Annotated in this window: 14 protein-coding genes; 13 read left to right on the top strand and 1 reads right to left on the bottom strand. The window is 64.4% G+C overall.

What is annotated here, in order from left to right; all coding sequences use genetic code 11:
- Window positions 1–72 precede the first annotated feature (72 nt).
- From glmM to galE, 12 genes are all read left to right on the top strand, one after another.
- Entirely contained in the window at window positions 73–1,443 is a 1,371-nt protein-coding gene (glmM, locus tag ABGT73_RS09330; protein WP_346669504.1) for a phosphoglucosamine mutase, read from the top strand.
- Between the two features lie 16 nt (window positions 1,444–1,459).
- Window positions 1,460–2,323: a class I SAM-dependent methyltransferase gene (locus ABGT73_RS09325; RefSeq protein ID WP_346669503.1), complete on the top strand. Its 864-nt coding sequence runs from the start codon at window positions 1,460–1,462 to the stop codon at window positions 2,321–2,323.
- Window positions 2,324–2,325: 2 nt separating this feature from the next.
- Window positions 2,326–3,171: an energy-coupling factor transporter ATPase gene (locus ABGT73_RS09320; RefSeq protein WP_346669502.1), complete on the top strand. Its 846-nt coding sequence runs from the start codon at window positions 2,326–2,328 to the stop codon at window positions 3,169–3,171.
- 70 nt (window positions 3,172–3,241) lie between these two features.
- Complete coding sequence (locus ABGT73_RS09315) at window positions 3,242–4,117, top strand: energy-coupling factor transporter ATPase (protein WP_346669501.1); 876 nt, start codon at window positions 3,242–3,244, stop codon at window positions 4,115–4,117.
- Window positions 4,118–4,939, top strand: coding sequence for an energy-coupling factor transporter transmembrane component T (locus ABGT73_RS09310; protein ID WP_346669500.1), 822 nt, complete (start codon window positions 4,118–4,120; stop codon window positions 4,937–4,939).
- Window positions 4,936–5,685, top strand: a complete 750-nt coding sequence (truA, locus tag ABGT73_RS09305) for a tRNA pseudouridine(38-40) synthase TruA (RefSeq protein ID WP_346669499.1) — start codon at window positions 4,936–4,938, stop codon at window positions 5,683–5,685. The genes ABGT73_RS09310 and truA overlap by 4 nt, the downstream gene beginning before the upstream one ends.
- Before the next feature lie 43 nt (window positions 5,686–5,728).
- Window positions 5,729–7,075, top strand: a complete 1,347-nt coding sequence (locus tag ABGT73_RS09300) for a DUF5711 family protein (protein ID WP_346669498.1) — start codon at window positions 5,729–5,731, stop codon at window positions 7,073–7,075.
- 25 nt (window positions 7,076–7,100) lie between these two features.
- Complete coding sequence (locus tag ABGT73_RS09295) at window positions 7,101–7,760, top strand: CvpA family protein (RefSeq protein ID WP_346669497.1); 660 nt, start codon at window positions 7,101–7,103, stop codon at window positions 7,758–7,760.
- 116 nt (window positions 7,761–7,876) lie between these two features.
- Window positions 7,877–10,180 carry an ATP-dependent Clp protease ATP-binding subunit gene (locus tag ABGT73_RS09290; protein WP_346669496.1) on the top strand — a complete coding sequence of 768 codons (2,304 nt, stop codon included), beginning with the start codon at window positions 7,877–7,879 and terminating at the stop codon, window positions 10,178–10,180.
- 16 nt (window positions 10,181–10,196) lie between these two features.
- Window positions 10,197–11,189: a hypothetical protein gene (locus ABGT73_RS09285; RefSeq protein ID WP_346669495.1), complete on the top strand. Its 993-nt coding sequence runs from the start codon at window positions 10,197–10,199 to the stop codon at window positions 11,187–11,189.
- 13 nt (window positions 11,190–11,202) lie between these two features.
- The gene (locus ABGT73_RS09280; protein WP_346669494.1) at window positions 11,203–12,138 is read left to right on the top strand and encodes an AraC family transcriptional regulator; all 936 of its coding nucleotides are present in this window, start codon (window positions 11,203–11,205) and stop codon (window positions 12,136–12,138) included.
- A gap of 71 nt (window positions 12,139–12,209) precedes the next feature.
- A complete protein-coding gene (gene galE / locus ABGT73_RS09275) occupies window positions 12,210–13,235 on the top strand; it encodes a UDP-glucose 4-epimerase GalE (RefSeq protein WP_346669493.1) in 1,026 nt (341 codons plus the stop codon).
- Between the two features lie 62 nt (window positions 13,236–13,297).
- On the opposite strand, the gene ABGT73_RS09270 is transcribed toward galE, so the two are convergent.
- Window positions 13,298–14,071, bottom strand: coding sequence for an AraC family transcriptional regulator (locus ABGT73_RS09270; protein ID WP_346669492.1), 774 nt, complete (start codon window positions 14,069–14,071; stop codon window positions 13,298–13,300).
- A 120-nt stretch (window positions 14,072–14,191) separates the two neighbouring features.
- Here ABGT73_RS09270 and ugpC point away from each other — a divergent pair, with 120 nt between their 5' ends.
- Complete coding sequence (gene ugpC, locus ABGT73_RS09265; protein WP_346669491.1) at window positions 14,192–15,304, top strand: sn-glycerol-3-phosphate ABC transporter ATP-binding protein UgpC; 1,113 nt, start codon at window positions 14,192–14,194, stop codon at window positions 15,302–15,304.
- The last annotated feature ends 61 nt before the right edge of the window (window positions 15,305–15,365 follow it).

The following is a 15,365-nucleotide window of genomic DNA, read 5'->3' as shown; positions in this document are numbered from 1 at the left end:
ATCACCGCACCGGCGGACAGGCCGGACGCATAGAATAGAAAAAACACTGCAACTGAAAGGAATTGATCGAGTATGGGTAAACTGTTTGGAACCGACGGTGTCCGCGGCGTGGCGGGCAAGGACCTGACCTGTGAACTGGCTCTGCAGATCGGCCGCGGCACCGCGGCGGTGCTGACCAGCCTGGACGGCCACCGCCCCAAGATTCTCATCGGCAAGGATACCCGTGTGTCCGGCGACATGCTGGAGTCCACCCTGGCGGCGGGCCTGTGCAGCGTGGGCGCCGACGTGGACCTGCTGGGTGTGATCCCCACTCCCGGCGTGGCCTACCTGGTGCGCAAGTACCATGCCGACGCCGGCATCATGATCTCGGCCTCCCACAATCCCATGGAATTCAACGGCATCAAGATCTTCAAGGGGGACGGCTACAAGCTGCCCGATGAGGTGGAGGACCAGATCGAGGCCCATGTCTTCAACAACTGCGCCGACATCCGCCTGGCGGAGGGCGCCGACATCGGCCGCATCCACATGTGCCGCACCGGCATCGACGATTATGTGGATTTCCTGCAGGAGCACATCGACGCCGACCTCACCGGCCTGAAGGTGCTGTTTGACTGCGCCAACGGTGCCTCGGCGGCGGTGGCCCAGAAGCTGTTCCCCCGCCTGGGCTGCGAGTGCGGCTTCATGGGCACGCTGCAGGACGGCGTCACGGTGAACGACGGCTGCGGCTCCACCCATCTGGAGGCGCTGGAGGGGGCTGTCAAGGAGGGCGGCTATGACTGCGGCATTGCCTTTGACGGTGACGCCGACCGCTGCCTGGGCTGCGACGAGAACGGCGCCGAGATGGACGGCGACAAGATCATCGCCCTGGTGGGTGCCGACATGAAGGAGCGCGGCCGCCTGGACGGCAACACCGTGGTGGTGACCGTCATGTCCAACCTGGGCTTCATGAAGCATATGGAATCCCTGGGCATCGAGACCGCCCGCACGGCGGTGGGCGACCGTTACGTGCTGGAGGAGATGCGGGCCCGCGGCTACGCCATCGGAGGCGAGCAGAGCGGCCACGTGATCTTCCTGCACCACTCCACCACCGGCGACGGCGAGCTGACTGCCGGCAAGCTGCTCAAGGTGCTGGCCCGCAAGAAGGCGGAGAACCCCGCCACCAAGATGAGCGACCTGAACGCGGTGTACACCAAGTTCCCCCAGGTGCTCATCAACCTGAGTGCCAACAAGGAACAGAAACAGGCCTACAAAGAGGATGAGTATATTGCCGGCTTCATCGAGAGCCAGCAGCAGAGCCTGATGGGTATGGGCCGCGTGCTGGTGCGCGTCTCCGGCACCGAGCCGAAGATCCGCGTCATGGTGGAGGGCGAGGACCGCGCCGCCATCCAGACCAGCGCCGACCGCATCGCGGATATGATCCGTCAGCGCATCCTGGACAAATAAGGAAGGAGAATCGCCTATGCGCCCTGCCGATAGCTGGCGGGATTATGAACTGCTGGATGCCACCAACCACAACCGGCTGGAGCGCTGGGGCAGCACGCTGCTGATCCGCCCCGACCCGCAGGTCATCTGGAAAAACGACGAGGCCAGCCCGCTGTGGGCCCAGGCCGACGCCATCTACTACCGCTCCGCCAAGGGGGGCGGCCGGTGGAACTACCACAAGAAGCTGCCCCAGAAATGGCAGATCCACTGGCAGGACCTGACGCTCATCGTCAGCCCCACCGGCTTCAAGCACACCGGCGTCTTCCCGGAGCAGGCCGTCAACTGGGCCTGGTATCAGGAGAAAATCAAGGGCGCAGGCCGTCCCGTCAAGGTGCTCAACCTCTTCGGGTACACCGGCGGCGCCACGCTGGCCTGCCTGGCGGCAGGTGCCAGCGTGACCCATGTGGATGCCAGCAAGGGCATGGTGGCCTGGGCGCGGGAGAACGCCGCAGCCAGCCATCTGGCCGACCGGCCCTGCCGCTGGATCGTGGATGACTGCACCAAGTTCGTGCAGCGGGAGATCCGCCGCGGCAACCGGTACGACGGCATCATCATGGACCCGCCCAGCTACGGGCGGGGCCCCGGCGGGGAGATCTGGAAGCTGGAGGACAACGTCTACGACCTGATCACCCTCACCGAGCAGGTGCTCAGCGACGACCCGCTGTTCTTTGCCATCAACTCCTACACCGAGGGTCTGAGCCCCGCGGTGATGGAATACATCGTCAAAACGACCCTCTGCCCCGTGCAGGGGGGCCGGACGCACTGCGACGAGATCGGGCTGCCGGTCTCGGCCACCGGCGGTGTGGTGCCCTGCGGCGCCACCGCCATATGGGAGAAATGAGTATGCCGAGCGAAACGCCGATGCTCCAGGTGCAGGAGGTAAAATTCCGCTACGACCCCGACCAGCCGCGCTATGCGGTGGACGGGGTGAGTATGGATCTGCACCGGGGCGAATTTGTGGCGGTGCTGGGAGCCAACGGCTGCGGCAAAAGCACGCTGGCCAAGCACCTGAACGCCATTTTGCTGCCCGAGACCGGCACCGTGCTGGTGGAGGGTATGGACACCTGCAACGAGGAACACCTCTATGATATCCGCCAGAAGGTGGGTATGGTGTTCCAGAACCCCGACAACCAGATCGTGGCAACGATCGTGGAGGAGGACGTGGCCTTTGCGCCGGAGAACCTGGGCGTGCCGCCCGCGGAGATCCGCACCCGCATCGACGAGGCCATGAAGCTGGCGGGCATCTACGAAAAGCGGGATGCCGCGCCCTACAAGCTGTCGGGCGGCCAGAAGCAGCGGGTGGCCATCGCGGGTGTCATTGCCATGCGCCCCGACTGCCTGGTGCTGGACGAAGCCACCGCCATGCTGGACCCCCACGGCCGTGCCCAGGTCATGCGCACCATCCGCCAGCTGCGGGAGGCGGGCATCACCATCGTCTCCATCACCCACTATATGGAGGAGGCCGCCCAGGCCGACCGGGTGCTGGTGATGAGCCGGGGCCGGGTGGTCATGGAGGGCACTCCCGAGGAGATCTTCAGCCAGACCGAGCGGCTGCACAGCTACCATCTGGATGTGCCCCAGGCCGCCGAGCTGCGGGATGAGCTGGTGAAGGCCGGCATCCCCATGCCGGAGAACGTCATCACCCCCGACCGCTGTGCCGAGGAACTGTTCCAACTGCTCAAGGATTGACAAACCCAGCCAAGGCGGAAACGGCACCGGCGCAGAACCGGGCGGTATTCCGCGGGAAAGGAATCAAACTGTGTCAGAGATCATTCGTGTCGAACATCTGAAGTATGTCTATAACCCCGGCATGCCGGACGCCACCACCGCCCTGGACGATGTGTCCTTCTCGGTGGAGGAGGGGGACTTCGTGGGCATCATCGGCTCCACCGGCAGCGGCAAGTCCACCCTGATCAGCCATTTCAACGGCATCAACCGTCCCACCTCGGGCCGGGTGCTGGTGGACGGCAAGGACCTGTGGGCGCCCGGCGCCGATCTGCGCTCCTTCCGCTTCCTGGTGGGACTGGTCATGCAGTACCCCGAATACCAGCTGTTTGAGGAGACATGCGCCAAGGATATCGCCTACGGCCCCCGCAACATGGGGCTGGACGAGGACGAGATCCAGCGCCGGGTCAAACAGGCGGCGGCCTTTGTGGGCCTCACCGACGAACTGCTGGAAAAGAGCCCCTTCGAGCTGTCGGGCGGCCAGAAGCGCCGGGTGGCCATTGCCGGCGTCATGGCCATGCAGCCCCGGGTGCTGGTGCTGGACGAGCCCGCCGCGGGCCTGGACCCCGAGGGCCGGGACACCATCCTGGGCCAGATCAAGGCCTACCACGAAAAAACCGGCATCACGGTGCTGCTGGTGAGCCACTCCATGGAGGACATCGCCAAGTACGCCAACCGGGTGCTGGTGCTGCACAAGGCGGGCATCGCCATGTACGATACGGTGGAGAACGTCTTTGCCCGGGCACAGGAACTGCTGGACCTGGGCCTGTCGGTGCCCCAGGTGACCCAGATCTTCCTGAAACTGCGCAAGATGGGCCTGGATATCCCCACCGATGTCTACACCATTCCCTATGCGGTCAAGACCATCCGCAAGGCGCTGGCCGCCAGACAGAACAAGGGGGTGGACTGAATGCTCAAGGACATTACCATCGGGCAATATTATCCCGGCCGCTCGGTGATCCACCGCTGCGATCCGCGGCTCAAACTCATCGCCACCATCGCCTACATCGTGGTGCTTTTTGTGGCAGCCAATCCCCTGGGCATTGCGCTGTCCCTGCTGCTGCTGGCGGCGCTCTACCGGGTGGCCCGCATTCCCGGCAAGATGATCCTGCGCAGCCTCAAACCCATCGTGCCCATCGTCATCTTCACGGCGCTGCTCAACCTCTTCTTTGTCACGGGCAAGGGGGAGCCGCTGGTGCATTTCTGGGTGTTCAGCATCTATGCCGAGGGTGTGCGCTACGCCATCCTGCTGGCGGTACGGGTGTGCGCCCTCATCGCGGGCACCAGCCTGCTGACCTACACCACCAGCCCCATCGTGCTCACCGATGCCATCGAGAATCTGCTCCGGCCGCTGAACCGGGTGCACTTTCCGGTGCATGAGCTGGCCATGATGATGACCATCGCCCTGCGGTTCATCCCCACTCTGATTGAGGAAACCGAGAAGATCATGAACGCCCAGAAAGCCCGGGGCGCCATGCTGGACACCGGCAAATTCACCCAGCGCATCAAGGCGCTGGTGCCCATCCTCATTCCGCTGTTCATCTCGGCATTCCGCCGGGCCGACGAGCTGGCCATGGCCATGGAATGCCGCTGCTACCACGGCGGTGAGGGCCGCACCCGCCTCAAGCAGCTGCGGTTCACCGCCACCGACGCCCGCTGCGCCGTGGTGCTGGCGGTGGCGCTGGCGGTCATCGTCTCCACCCACTTCTTCGTGCCGGGGCTGGTGTCATGACCTGTCTTTTGTGGATCGCCTACAAAGGCACGAACTACGCGGGCTTTCAGGTGCAGCCCAACGCGCCCACCGTCTGCGCCGTGCTCCAGGACGCCATGCAGGCCGCCTGGGGCTGCCGGCCTGACGTGAAGGGCTGTTCCCGCACCGACGCCGGCGTTCATGCGCGGCGTTTCGCGCTCAGTTTCTGTTATACTGGCCGTGTGCCGGCGGACAAGCTGGTGCCGGCCCTCAACGCACACCTGCCCCTGGACATCCGGGCGCTGGAGGTGCAGGCGGTGCCGGAGGGCTTCCATGCCCGGTACGCCGCCCACGAAAAAACCTACTGTTACCACATCCTCAACGCCCGCATCGACGACCCCTTCACGCTGGACACCTGCCATCGGGTGGCCCGGCCGCTGGACCTGGACGCCATGCAGGCGGCCGCTGCCCGGTTTGTCGGCACCCATGACTTCCTGGCGCTGTGTGCGTCGGGCTCCTCGGTCGCTGCCCACGGCGATACCGTGCGCACCATCTCCCGGTGTACGGTGTCCCGCTGCGGTGACCGTTTTGTCATTACCGTCACAGCGGACGGTTACCTCTACAACATGGTCCGCATCCTGGCGGGCACGCTGGTGGAGGTGGGGCTGCACAAGCGCACGCCGGATTCCATCCCCGCGCTGCTGCAGAGCCGGGACCGCCGCCGGGCGGGCCCCACGCTGCCCGCCAGGGGACTGTTTCTTGAGGATGTGAGCTACCCGGACCTGTGACCGTCCGGGAAAATATCCGCAAGCCGAAAGGAGGGAAGCCCCCGTGAACAAAGCCGAAAAGGAACGCCAGGAACGCCGCCGGCGGATGCTGGCCCGGGAACAGGGGCATACCTCCACGGGGGCTATCCCCGGCACCAGCGGGGACATCGGCCTGCGCACCCCCCAGCCGGTACACCGCAGTGAACCGGCCGCGGCACCGGCCCCCGAACCCGAAAAGACCCGCACCACCAACCTCAAATCCCTGACGCCCCTCTTCAAACAGCGGCAGCGGCGGCGCACCATCGCCCTGGGGGTGATCGTGCTGGTCATAGCGCTGGTCATTGCCATCTTTACGGGGGCCATGTCGGCCTCCATCGCGCTGCTGGCTGACGGGGTGGACAGCCTGACCCTCTACCTCAACCGGGGCAGCGGCAGCTGGCCGGTGAACACCGGCATCACCGAACCGCTGCAGATCGAGGAGCTGGCCGGCGGTTTTGTGGAGCTGGGCAGCGAGGACGTGGTGGTCTATTCCGCCTACGGCAACCAGGTCTATGAATTCCAGCCTTCCTACGCCCGGCCGGTGCTGGCGGTGGGCGGCACCCGGTTTGTGGTGTACAACCGGGCCGGCAACGAGCTGCAGGTGTCCAGCCGGACCCGCAGCCTCTTCACCCGCACCTTCGACGAGGGCATTCTTCTTTGTGCCATGTCCAACAACAATACGCTGGCCGTGGTCACCGAGTCGGGGCGGTACACCGCCCAGCTGCAAATTTTTGACCCTTCCTTCCGCCTCAACTACAGCTGGGAGCTGACCCGCAACGAGGGCACGCCCATGGCGCTGGATTTCGCGCCGGACAACCGCCGGTTTGCGGCGGGCACGCTGGCGGCCCGGGACGGGCAGCTGAGCTGCAGCGTCTACTTCATGGACACGGCGGATACCGAGGAGGGCCCGGTTTACCAGGCCACCCAGGGCAGCATGCTGCTGCAGCTGGACTGGCAGAGCGACAACCGGGTGGTGGCGGTGTTCGACACCTATATTGCGGTGCTGGACCCGCGCACGGCCACCGAGACGGCCCGCTATGATTTCGGCGGCGCCACCCTGCAGAGCGCGGCCCCCGGCGCCCGCCAGACGGCGCTGCTTTTGAACATCCGGGGCGGCAACAGCCTGGTGACCTTTGACGAGGACCTGACGGTGCTGGCCGAGATTCCGGCCCGGCAGGCCTACGGCGTGACGGCTACCGACACTGATGTTTACCTGCTCTGCCCCAACGCCGTGGAGTGCTACAGCTACGACGGTGTGCAGAACTGGCTGCAGGACGACCTGGCGGCCCACCCCATCGCGGTGCTGGACGCGGACAAACTGCTTGTCTTCTCCGGCAGCCAGGTGGACCTGCTGGCCGCCCCCGATGAATGATTGCGAAAGGACTCTGTACTGCATTATGTCTTGGATTTACGATCTGTTGTTTTTGGTTGTCTTTGCGTTTGCGGCGGTGGCCAGCTGGCGCAAGGGCTTTCTGGCCGGCCTCACCGAGCTGATCGGCGCGGTGGTGGGCGTGGGCGTGGCCGTCTGGGCCAGCCGCATGCTGGCGGGTCCCATCTATGACCAGTTCCTCAGCGGTTCGGTCACCGAGAAGGTGGAATCCGCCGTAGCCCAGTCGGGGGGCGACCTGGCCACTGCCGTGCAGGGGCTGGACTTCCTGCCCGAGACCGTGCGCAGCACGCTGGTCCAGATGCTCCAGGGGGCGGGGGACCTGCTGCCCGACCAGATCACCACGGCGCTGGAACCCATCCTGCTGCCCTTTGTGCAGGTGCTGCTCTTTGTGGCGGTCTGCTTCGTTGTGCGGCTGATTTTCCGGCTGCTGGTGAGTATCTTCCGCGGCATCAACGGTGTGCCGCTGGTGGGCGGCGTCAACCGGGCCCTGGGCCTGGTGCTGGGGCTTTTCACCGGCGCGCTGGACTGCTGGCTGCTGGCACTGCTGCTGTGGTTTGTGGCCAGCGTCACCGCCGGGTCACTGGAATTCCTCACGCTGCATATTCTGAACCAGAGCGTGGGATACAGCATTTTCGGAGCATTCAATCCGTTCCTGACCCATTATTAAATGAAAAAATTCTAAACATTCCCAGTCATCGCTTGCAAAAACCGAAGGTTCGCCCGATAATAGAACCATCGGAATTTACAAGCGAATGCTTTTTCTTATAGAGAGGTGAACCATATATGCTTTGTGTACGCTGCAAAAAGCGTCCCGCTGTGGTGTTTGTCCAGCGGATGGAGAACGGCAAGCCGGTGCAGGAGGGCTACTGCCTGACCTGCGCCCGGGCCATGCACATCCAGCCGGTGGATGATCTGATGAAACAATTCGGCATGTCCGATCAGGACCTGGAAAATATGGAGGAACGGATGAGTTCCTTCCTGCAGGAGGCCGCCGAGTCCGGCGCGCTGACCCCCACGGGGGAGGATGCGCCCGACGAGGGCGGCCAGGATGATTTTGTGCCCGGAGGTTCGCCGGTGTTCCCCTTCGGGTTCGGCGCCCAGCGCCAGAACGGGGAGAGCGGCAAGGGCGGCAAAAACGGCAAGAAGGACAAAACGCCCCGCCGCAAGTTCCTGGACACCTACTGCGAGAACCTGACCCAGAAGGCCCGGGACGGCAAGACCGACCGGATCATCGGCCGTGACCGGGAGATCTACCGCACCATCCAGATCCTCTGCCGCCGCCAGAAGAACAACCCCTGCCTCATCGGTGAGGCAGGCGTGGGCAAGACGGCCATCGCCGAGGGCATCGCCCAGCGCATCGCCGAGGGCAAGGTCCCGGCGCGTCTGCAGGACAAGGAGATCTTCCTGCTGGACATGACGGCCCTCATCGCCGGCACCCAGTTCCGCGGCCAGTTCGAGCAGCGGGTCAAGGGCCTCATCAGCGAGGTGAAGGCCGCCGGCAACATCATCCTCTTCATCGACGAGATCCACTCCATCGTGGGTGCCGGCGATTCGGACGGCGCCATGAACGCCGCCAACATCATGAAACCCGCCCTCTCCCGGGGACAGGTGCAGGTCATCGGCGCCACCACCTTTGCGGAGTACCGCAAGTATATCGAGAAGGACTCCGCCCTGGAGCGGCGCTTCCAGCCCGTCAAGGTGGAGGAACCCTCCATCCAGGACACCATCGAGGTGCTCAAGGGCATCCGTGTCTACTACGAAAAGCACCACTGTGTCCGGGTGCCGGACCCCATCGTCACCCAGGTCGTCAAGCTGTCGGAGCGCTACATCACCGACCGCTTCCTGCCCGACAAGGCCATCGACCTGCTGGATGAATCCTGTGCCTGCTGCAACCTGCGCCATCCCGAGATCACCGAGCTGATCTCCACCCAGCGCAGGGTGGCGGAACTGGAGAGCCGGGAACACGACCTGGAAAACCCCGAGCCGGAGAACGGCCAGCAGGCCGCCATCGACTACGAGGAACTGGCGTCCGTCAAGACGGAACTGGCGCAGCAGCGCGAAAAACTGCCGGCCCTTCAGCTGCGGGTGGCCGAGATCGAGGTCACCATGGACGATGTGGCCCAGGTGGTGGAGCTGTGGACCGGCATCCCTGCGGTGAAGATCCAGGAGACCGAGTACGGCCGCCTGCAGGGGCTGGAGGATGCCCTCAAGGCCCACATCATCGGCCAGGACGAGGCCGTCCACGCGGTGGCGGGGGCCATCAAGCGGGCCCGGGCCGATCTGTCCGGCCGTCACCGCCCGGCCAGCTTCATCTTCGTGGGTCCCACCGGCGTGGGCAAGACCGAACTGGTGAAGCAGCTGGCCAACCAGCTGTTCGACACGGTGGACCCGCTGATCTCCATCGACATGAGCGAATATATGGAGAAGTACGCGGTCTCCCGCCTGATCGGTTCGCCCCCGGGCTACGTGGGCTACGATGAGGCCGGCCAGCTCACCGAGAAGGTCCGCCGCCATCCCTACAGCGTGGTCCTCTTCGACGAGATCGAGAAGGCCCATCCCGATGTGATGAACATCCTGCTGCAGATCCTGGACGAGGGCAAGATCAACGATGCCCAGGGACGCACGGTGGACTTCTCCAACACGGTCATCTGCATGACCTCCAACGCCGGCTCCACCGACCAGAGCGGCGCCACCGGTTTCGGCAAGAAGCCGGAGGTGGCCAGCGCCGACAAGAGCCTGAAAGCGCTGCAGGAGTTCCTGCGCCCCGAGTTCCTCGGCCGTGTGGATGAGATCATCACCTTCCACCCCCTGAGCCAGGAGAACCTGGAGCGGATTGCCGCCCTCATGCTGGACGAATACAAGCCCGGCCTGCAGAACCACGGCATCACGCTGACCTACGACCAGCCCGCCCTGGCGGCCATTGTGGCCCAGAGCTCCACCAAGTACGGTGCCCGCGAACTGCGCCGCACCATCCGCAAGGCGGTGGAGGACCCCGTCTCGGAGGCGCTGGTGGACGGCCGTCTGGGCACCGCCCCCGCCACCGTGCATCTGGTAGCCCAGGACGGCAAACCCGTGCTCCAACTGTAAACAACAAGGAATGCCTATGAAAAAACGCCTTGCGGTCCTGCTGCTGGCCCTGGTACTGCTCTGCGGCTGCGTGCAGCGGCCCGTCCGCCAGGTGGTGCCCGATATGCCCTCGGCGGGAGACCCGGCCCCCACGCCGTCGCCCACCCCGCAGCCTTCCCCCGTCCCGCAGGATGTCCAGCGCTACGGCAGTGTGCGCCTGCCGGGGGACCCCACCGTGCTGGTCAGTGTCTATCTCAACGATGCGGCCACCGGCAGCATCTGGACAAAGGAGGCCCGGGCCCAGTCCCAGCAGAGCGTAGCCATGGCGGTGGACTGGCTGACCCGTCAGGCCGCCGGTTACGGCGTCGATGCCCGGATCTACTACGACGACGGCACCGACACCAGTCCGCTGTGCTACACCTATTCGCTGAAGTCCCGGCTGCGGGGCGGCGTGGATTCCGAGGAGAGCAACGACTTCCTGGATGAGATGGACGCCCTCTGCGCCACGCTGGACACGGCGGAGCTGGAAGCAAAATACGGCACCACCCGGGTGGGATTCCTGCTCTTCCTGCCGGTGTCGGGCACCTCCTTCACCATGGCCCACTACGCCGAGGACGGGGCCAGCTTTCCCTACGAATACTGCTGCCTGTACCGGTACGATGCCTATTCGGACCGGACCGAGCCGGAATCCCCGGCTACCTACGCCCACGAAATCCTGCATCTCTTCGGTGCGCCCGATCTCTACGAGGGCAGCAGCGACCCCTATGTGGACGGGGACCTGACCGCCTATGTGGCGCAGACCTACCCCGACGAGATCATGTACAGCACCTATGCCGACGACGGCAGCAACCTGTACACATCCATTGACAAGGTCATCAGCCCGCTGACGGCCTACTGCATCGGCCTGACCGATACCTGCCCCGAGCTGGCACAGTTTCCCCAGCTGGACCAGGTGGAGCCGGGGGTGTTCCATTACGGCGACAGCGGCCCGCAGGATCTCTGGCCGGACAGCGGCATGGTGACTGTCTGACAAAGGAGGCACTATGGCGTTCCAAGAGGATTTTCCCCTCCGCATCGAGGCGGTGACGGCGGCTTCGGCCCGGGAGCGCCGCCCCGAGGACAGCATTGCGGCCACGCCCACCCAGGGGTGGCAGCTGGTCTATGTGCGCGCCGGCACGGTGGAGGAACGCTGCAACGACAAGCGGGTGGTACTGCGGGCAGGGGGAATTCTGCTGCACCAGCCGGAGGAGATCTTTGCCATGCGCTGCATGGGGGAGATCCCGCCCGAGGTGCTGCGCATGGACTTCTACTGCTCCGCAGCGGCCATGGACAGGTTCCGGGGCATGGTGTTCCATGCCGAACCGGGGGAGCAGCACGACCTGAACTGGCTGATGAAGCAGGCGGCGGAACTCTACGACCCGCCCGCCGAACCCGGCGCCCTGCCCGTCCCCCGGGAGGATGTACCCTTCGGCGCCCGGCAGCAGCTGGTCATTCATCTGGAAAACTTGCTGATCCTGCTGGCACGGCGGTGCAGGCGGCCCCGCAAACCCACGCTGCGGGTGCGGCGGGAGCGCCGCCAGACGGCGCTGGTGGAGGCGGCCCGGGCCTACTTTGCCCAGAACCTCACCCATGAGGTGAAGGTGGAGGAGGTCTGTGCGGCGGTGGGATGCACCCGCACCCAGCTGCAGCAGGCCTTCCGGGCCCGTCTGCGCCATACCGCCATGGAGGAATTTGCCGCCATGCGGCTGGAGTATGCCGCCCAGCTGCTGGCCCGGGGACTGACCCCCGGCGAGGTGGCCGCCCAGCTGGGCTATTGTTCAGGAGCCTACTTCAGTCAGAAATTCCATGCGGCCACCGGCAACACCCCCAGCGCCTACCGGCGCATGCAGCAGGGATTGCCGGCGCGGCGGCAAAACAGGCAACAAAAAGACAAAGAGGCACCGAAAACGTCTATTCCCGAAACGGAGCTGAAAAAGTAGAATAAAGGTAACCAAGCGGGTCATTTCAGCCCGCAGAAAAGCAACCAGAAAACATAAAGGAGAGGATTGGTATGGCAATTTTGGTGAGCGGTGGCGCCGGGTACATCGGCAGCCACACCTGCGTGGAACTCCTGGCCGCCGGCTACGACATTGTGGTGGCGGACAACTTCTACAATTCCTGCCCCGAGGCCCTGGCCCGCGTCAAGAAGATCGCCGGCAAGGACTTCCGCTTTGTGGAGGCGGACATGACCGACAAGGCAGCGGTGGAAAAGATTTTCGCCGACAATCCGGACATTGACTGCGTCATCCAGTTTGCCGCCTACAAGGCGGTGGGGGAGAGCGTCTCCAAGCCCATCGAGTACTACTCCAACAACCTGGCCTGCACGCTGAACATTCTGGATGTGATGCGCCGCCACAACTGCCACAACATCATCTTCTCCTCCTCGGCAACCGTTTACGGTGACCCCGCCAGCGTGCCCATCCGGGAGGACTTCCCGGTGGGCGGCACCACCAACCCCTACGGCACCACCAAGGTGTTCACCGAGCGCATCCTCACCGACTGCTGCCACGCCGACCCCGAGCTGAACGTGGCGCTGCTGCGCTACTTCAACCCCATCGGCGCCCATCCCTCCGGCCTCATCGGCGAGGACCCCAACGGCATCCCCAACAACCTGGTGCCTTACATCGCCAAGGTGGCGGTGGGCAAGCTGGAAAAGGTCCATGTCTTCGGCAATGACTACCCCACCCCCGACGGCACCGGCGTGCGGGACTACATCCACGTGGTGGACCTGGCCCGCGGCCATGTGGCGGCCATCAAGAAGCTGGAGGAAAAGCCCGGCCTCTTCATCTGCAACCTGGGTACCGGCCACGGCTACAGCGTGCTGGATGTGATCCATGCCTTCAGCAAGGCCTGCGGCAAGGAGATCCCCTACGTGATCGACCCGCGCCGTCCCGGCGACATCGCCGAGTGCTGGTGCGATCCCGGCAAGGCCAAGCGGGAACTGGGCTGGGAGGCCCAGTACGGCATCGAGGAGATGTGTGCCCACAGCTGGAACTGGCAGAGCCACAACCCCGACGGCTACAAGACCCAGCAGTAACAACCCCACAAACGGCAACAGGCGCAGCCTTCGGGCTGCGCCTGTTTTTTTTGTATGCCGTGTCAGACGAACATCTCGTTGCTGCGGGGCGGCAGCTTGGGTACCACGGGAGGCGGTGCCGCGGCGGCGCGCCAGGCGGCGGGGGAGACCCCCACCTCCCGCTTGAACACCCGGCAGAGGTAGTTGGCCCCCGAAAAACCGGTCAGGCCGGCGATGGTGTCCAGGTTGTACTCATCGGCCAGCAGCAGCGTCTTCACCGCCTCGATGCGCACGCCGGTGAGGTACTTGCCGGGCGGCACCCCCAGCGCCTGCTTGAAGGCCCGGACCAGATGGCTCTTGGTGACCCTCAGCTGTTCGCTGAGCTCCTCCACGCCGTAGAGCGCCATGTAATTCTGGCGGATGGCCTCCACCGCCGCCGCCACCAGGGCGGGCAGCGGGCGGGTGGTCTCGTCGGCCTTGCCCACCGCGCAGAGCAGGGCGTAGGCCATGGCCGGGGCGGAACTGCCCTGCAGCCGGGCCAGCAGCTCGGCGGCCCCCGGGCAGGAGGCACCGTCCGCCCAGCGGGCCTCCCCCAGACGGACCAGGAAGCCGTCCACACAGTAGCCGGTCAGCCGCACCGCCACCAGGTGGCAGTCCGACCGGGGCACCAGCGTCAGCGGCGCGGCGCCCAGCAGCACATCGCCGCTCTGCCCGGGCTTTTCACAGCCCTCCAGCAGGCAGCTCCCGCGGGAGAGCACCCCCACCCACAGGCCGGCGCCGTCCAGGGTGAGCGGTTCATCTCCGTCCCGTTCGGCGGTTTTGGTACAGCTGCAATACATTGTGGGGTCAAAAATCAATTTCGCCACCTCGATATCAATAAAATGCTATTTTCAAACTGATTTTAACCTGTTATTATAGTCGTGTCAAGTAAATGAGCCCCCACACCGGGGCAGAAATACCAATTGGAGGGTTTTGTCATGGCTTCTATCAGCTGCCGTCACGTGAAAAAGGTTTATCCTGGCAACGTCGTTGCCGTTCCCGATTTCAGCCTGGAAATTGCCGATAAGGAATTCATCGTCTTCGTCGGTCCTTCCGGCTGCGGCAAGTCCACCACCCTGCGCATGATCGCCGGTCTGGAGGAAATCTCCGGCGGCGAGATGTACATCGGCGACCGCCTGATCAACGATGTCCCGCCGAAGGACCGCGACATCGCCATGGTGTTCCAGAACTACGCGCTGTATCCCCACATGACCGTCTACAAGAACATGGCTTTCGGCCTGGAGCTGCGCAAGATGCCCAAGGACGAGATCGACAAGCGTGTTCGTGAGGCGGCCAAGATCCTGGAGATCGAGCACCTGCTGGACCGCAAGCCCAAGGCTCTGTCCGGCGGCCAGCGTCAGCGTGTTGCCCTGGGCCGCGCCATGGTCCGTAACCCGGCGGTCTTCCTGCTGGACGAGCCCCTGTCCAACCTGGACGCCAAGCTCCGCACCAGCATGCGCACCGAGATCATCAAGCTGCACAAGAAGCTGGCCACCACCTTCATCTACGTTACCCATGACCAGACCGAGGCCATGACGATGGGCGACCGCATCGTCGTCATGAAGGACGGCCTGATCCAGCAGGTGGATACCCCCCAGAACCTGTACGATTATCCCTGCAACATCTTCGTGGCTGGCTTCATCGGCAGCCCGCAGATGAACTTCCTGGACGGCACGCTGGGCAAGAAGGGCAATCAGTACACCGTGGACCTGGCCGGCACCACCATTCCGCTGCCCACCGCCAAGACGGCGGACGGCAAGCTGGACGCCTATGTGGGCAAGACCCTGAAAGTGGGCATCCGTCCTGAGGACATCAAGGACGACGAGGAATTCCTGGCCAAGCATCCCGACAGCCACCTGGATACCGAGGTGGAAGTCTCCGAGCTGATGGGTGCCGAGATTTACCTCTACCTGACCTACAAGGGCCAGAACCTGATGGCCCGTGTGGCCCCCACTTCCAAGTCCCGCCGCGGCGACAAGGTTGTGGTTGCGATGGATACCAACAAGATCCATCTGTTCGATCCCGAGACGGAGCAGACCCTGCTCAACTGATTCACGACCGGACAGTACAAAGCGGCTCCGCTGCGGCGGGGCCGCTTTTTTGACATTGCAC

Source organism: uncultured Subdoligranulum sp., assembly GCF_963931595.1.
Lineage (GTDB): Bacteria > Bacillota > Clostridia > Oscillospirales > Ruminococcaceae > Gemmiger.
This window is presented reverse-complemented; position numbering and strand designations above follow the sequence as displayed.

Bases quoted from the DNA above. Each gene is read 5' to 3' on its own strand.
- ABGT73_RS09320 (WP_346669502.1), top strand. From the start codon at position 2,326: ATGCCGAGCGAAACGCCGATGCTCCAGGTGCAGGAGGTAAAATTCCGC.
- glmM (WP_346669504.1), top strand. From the start codon at position 73: ATGGGTAAACTGTTTGGAACCGACGGTGTCCGCGGCGTGGCGGGCAAG.
- ABGT73_RS09310 (WP_346669500.1), top strand. From the start codon at position 4,118: ATGCTCAAGGACATTACCATCGGGCAATATTATCCCGGCCGCTCGGTG.
- ABGT73_RS09280 (WP_346669494.1), top strand. From the start codon at position 11,203: ATGGCGTTCCAAGAGGATTTTCCCCTCCGCATCGAGGCGGTGACGGCG.
- ABGT73_RS09290 (WP_346669496.1), top strand. From the start codon at position 7,877: ATGCTTTGTGTACGCTGCAAAAAGCGTCCCGCTGTGGTGTTTGTCCAG.
- ABGT73_RS09295 (WP_346669497.1), top strand. From the start codon at position 7,101: ATGTCTTGGATTTACGATCTGTTGTTTTTGGTTGTCTTTGCGTTTGCG.
- ABGT73_RS09285 (WP_346669495.1), top strand. From the start codon at position 10,197: ATGAAAAAACGCCTTGCGGTCCTGCTGCTGGCCCTGGTACTGCTCTGC.
- ABGT73_RS09325 (WP_346669503.1), top strand. From the start codon at position 1,460: ATGCGCCCTGCCGATAGCTGGCGGGATTATGAACTGCTGGATGCCACC.
- ugpC (WP_346669491.1), top strand. From the start codon at position 14,192: ATGGCTTCTATCAGCTGCCGTCACGTGAAAAAGGTTTATCCTGGCAAC.
- truA (WP_346669499.1), top strand. From the start codon at position 4,936: ATGACCTGTCTTTTGTGGATCGCCTACAAAGGCACGAACTACGCGGGC.
- galE (WP_346669493.1), top strand. From the start codon at position 12,210: ATGGCAATTTTGGTGAGCGGTGGCGCCGGGTACATCGGCAGCCACACC.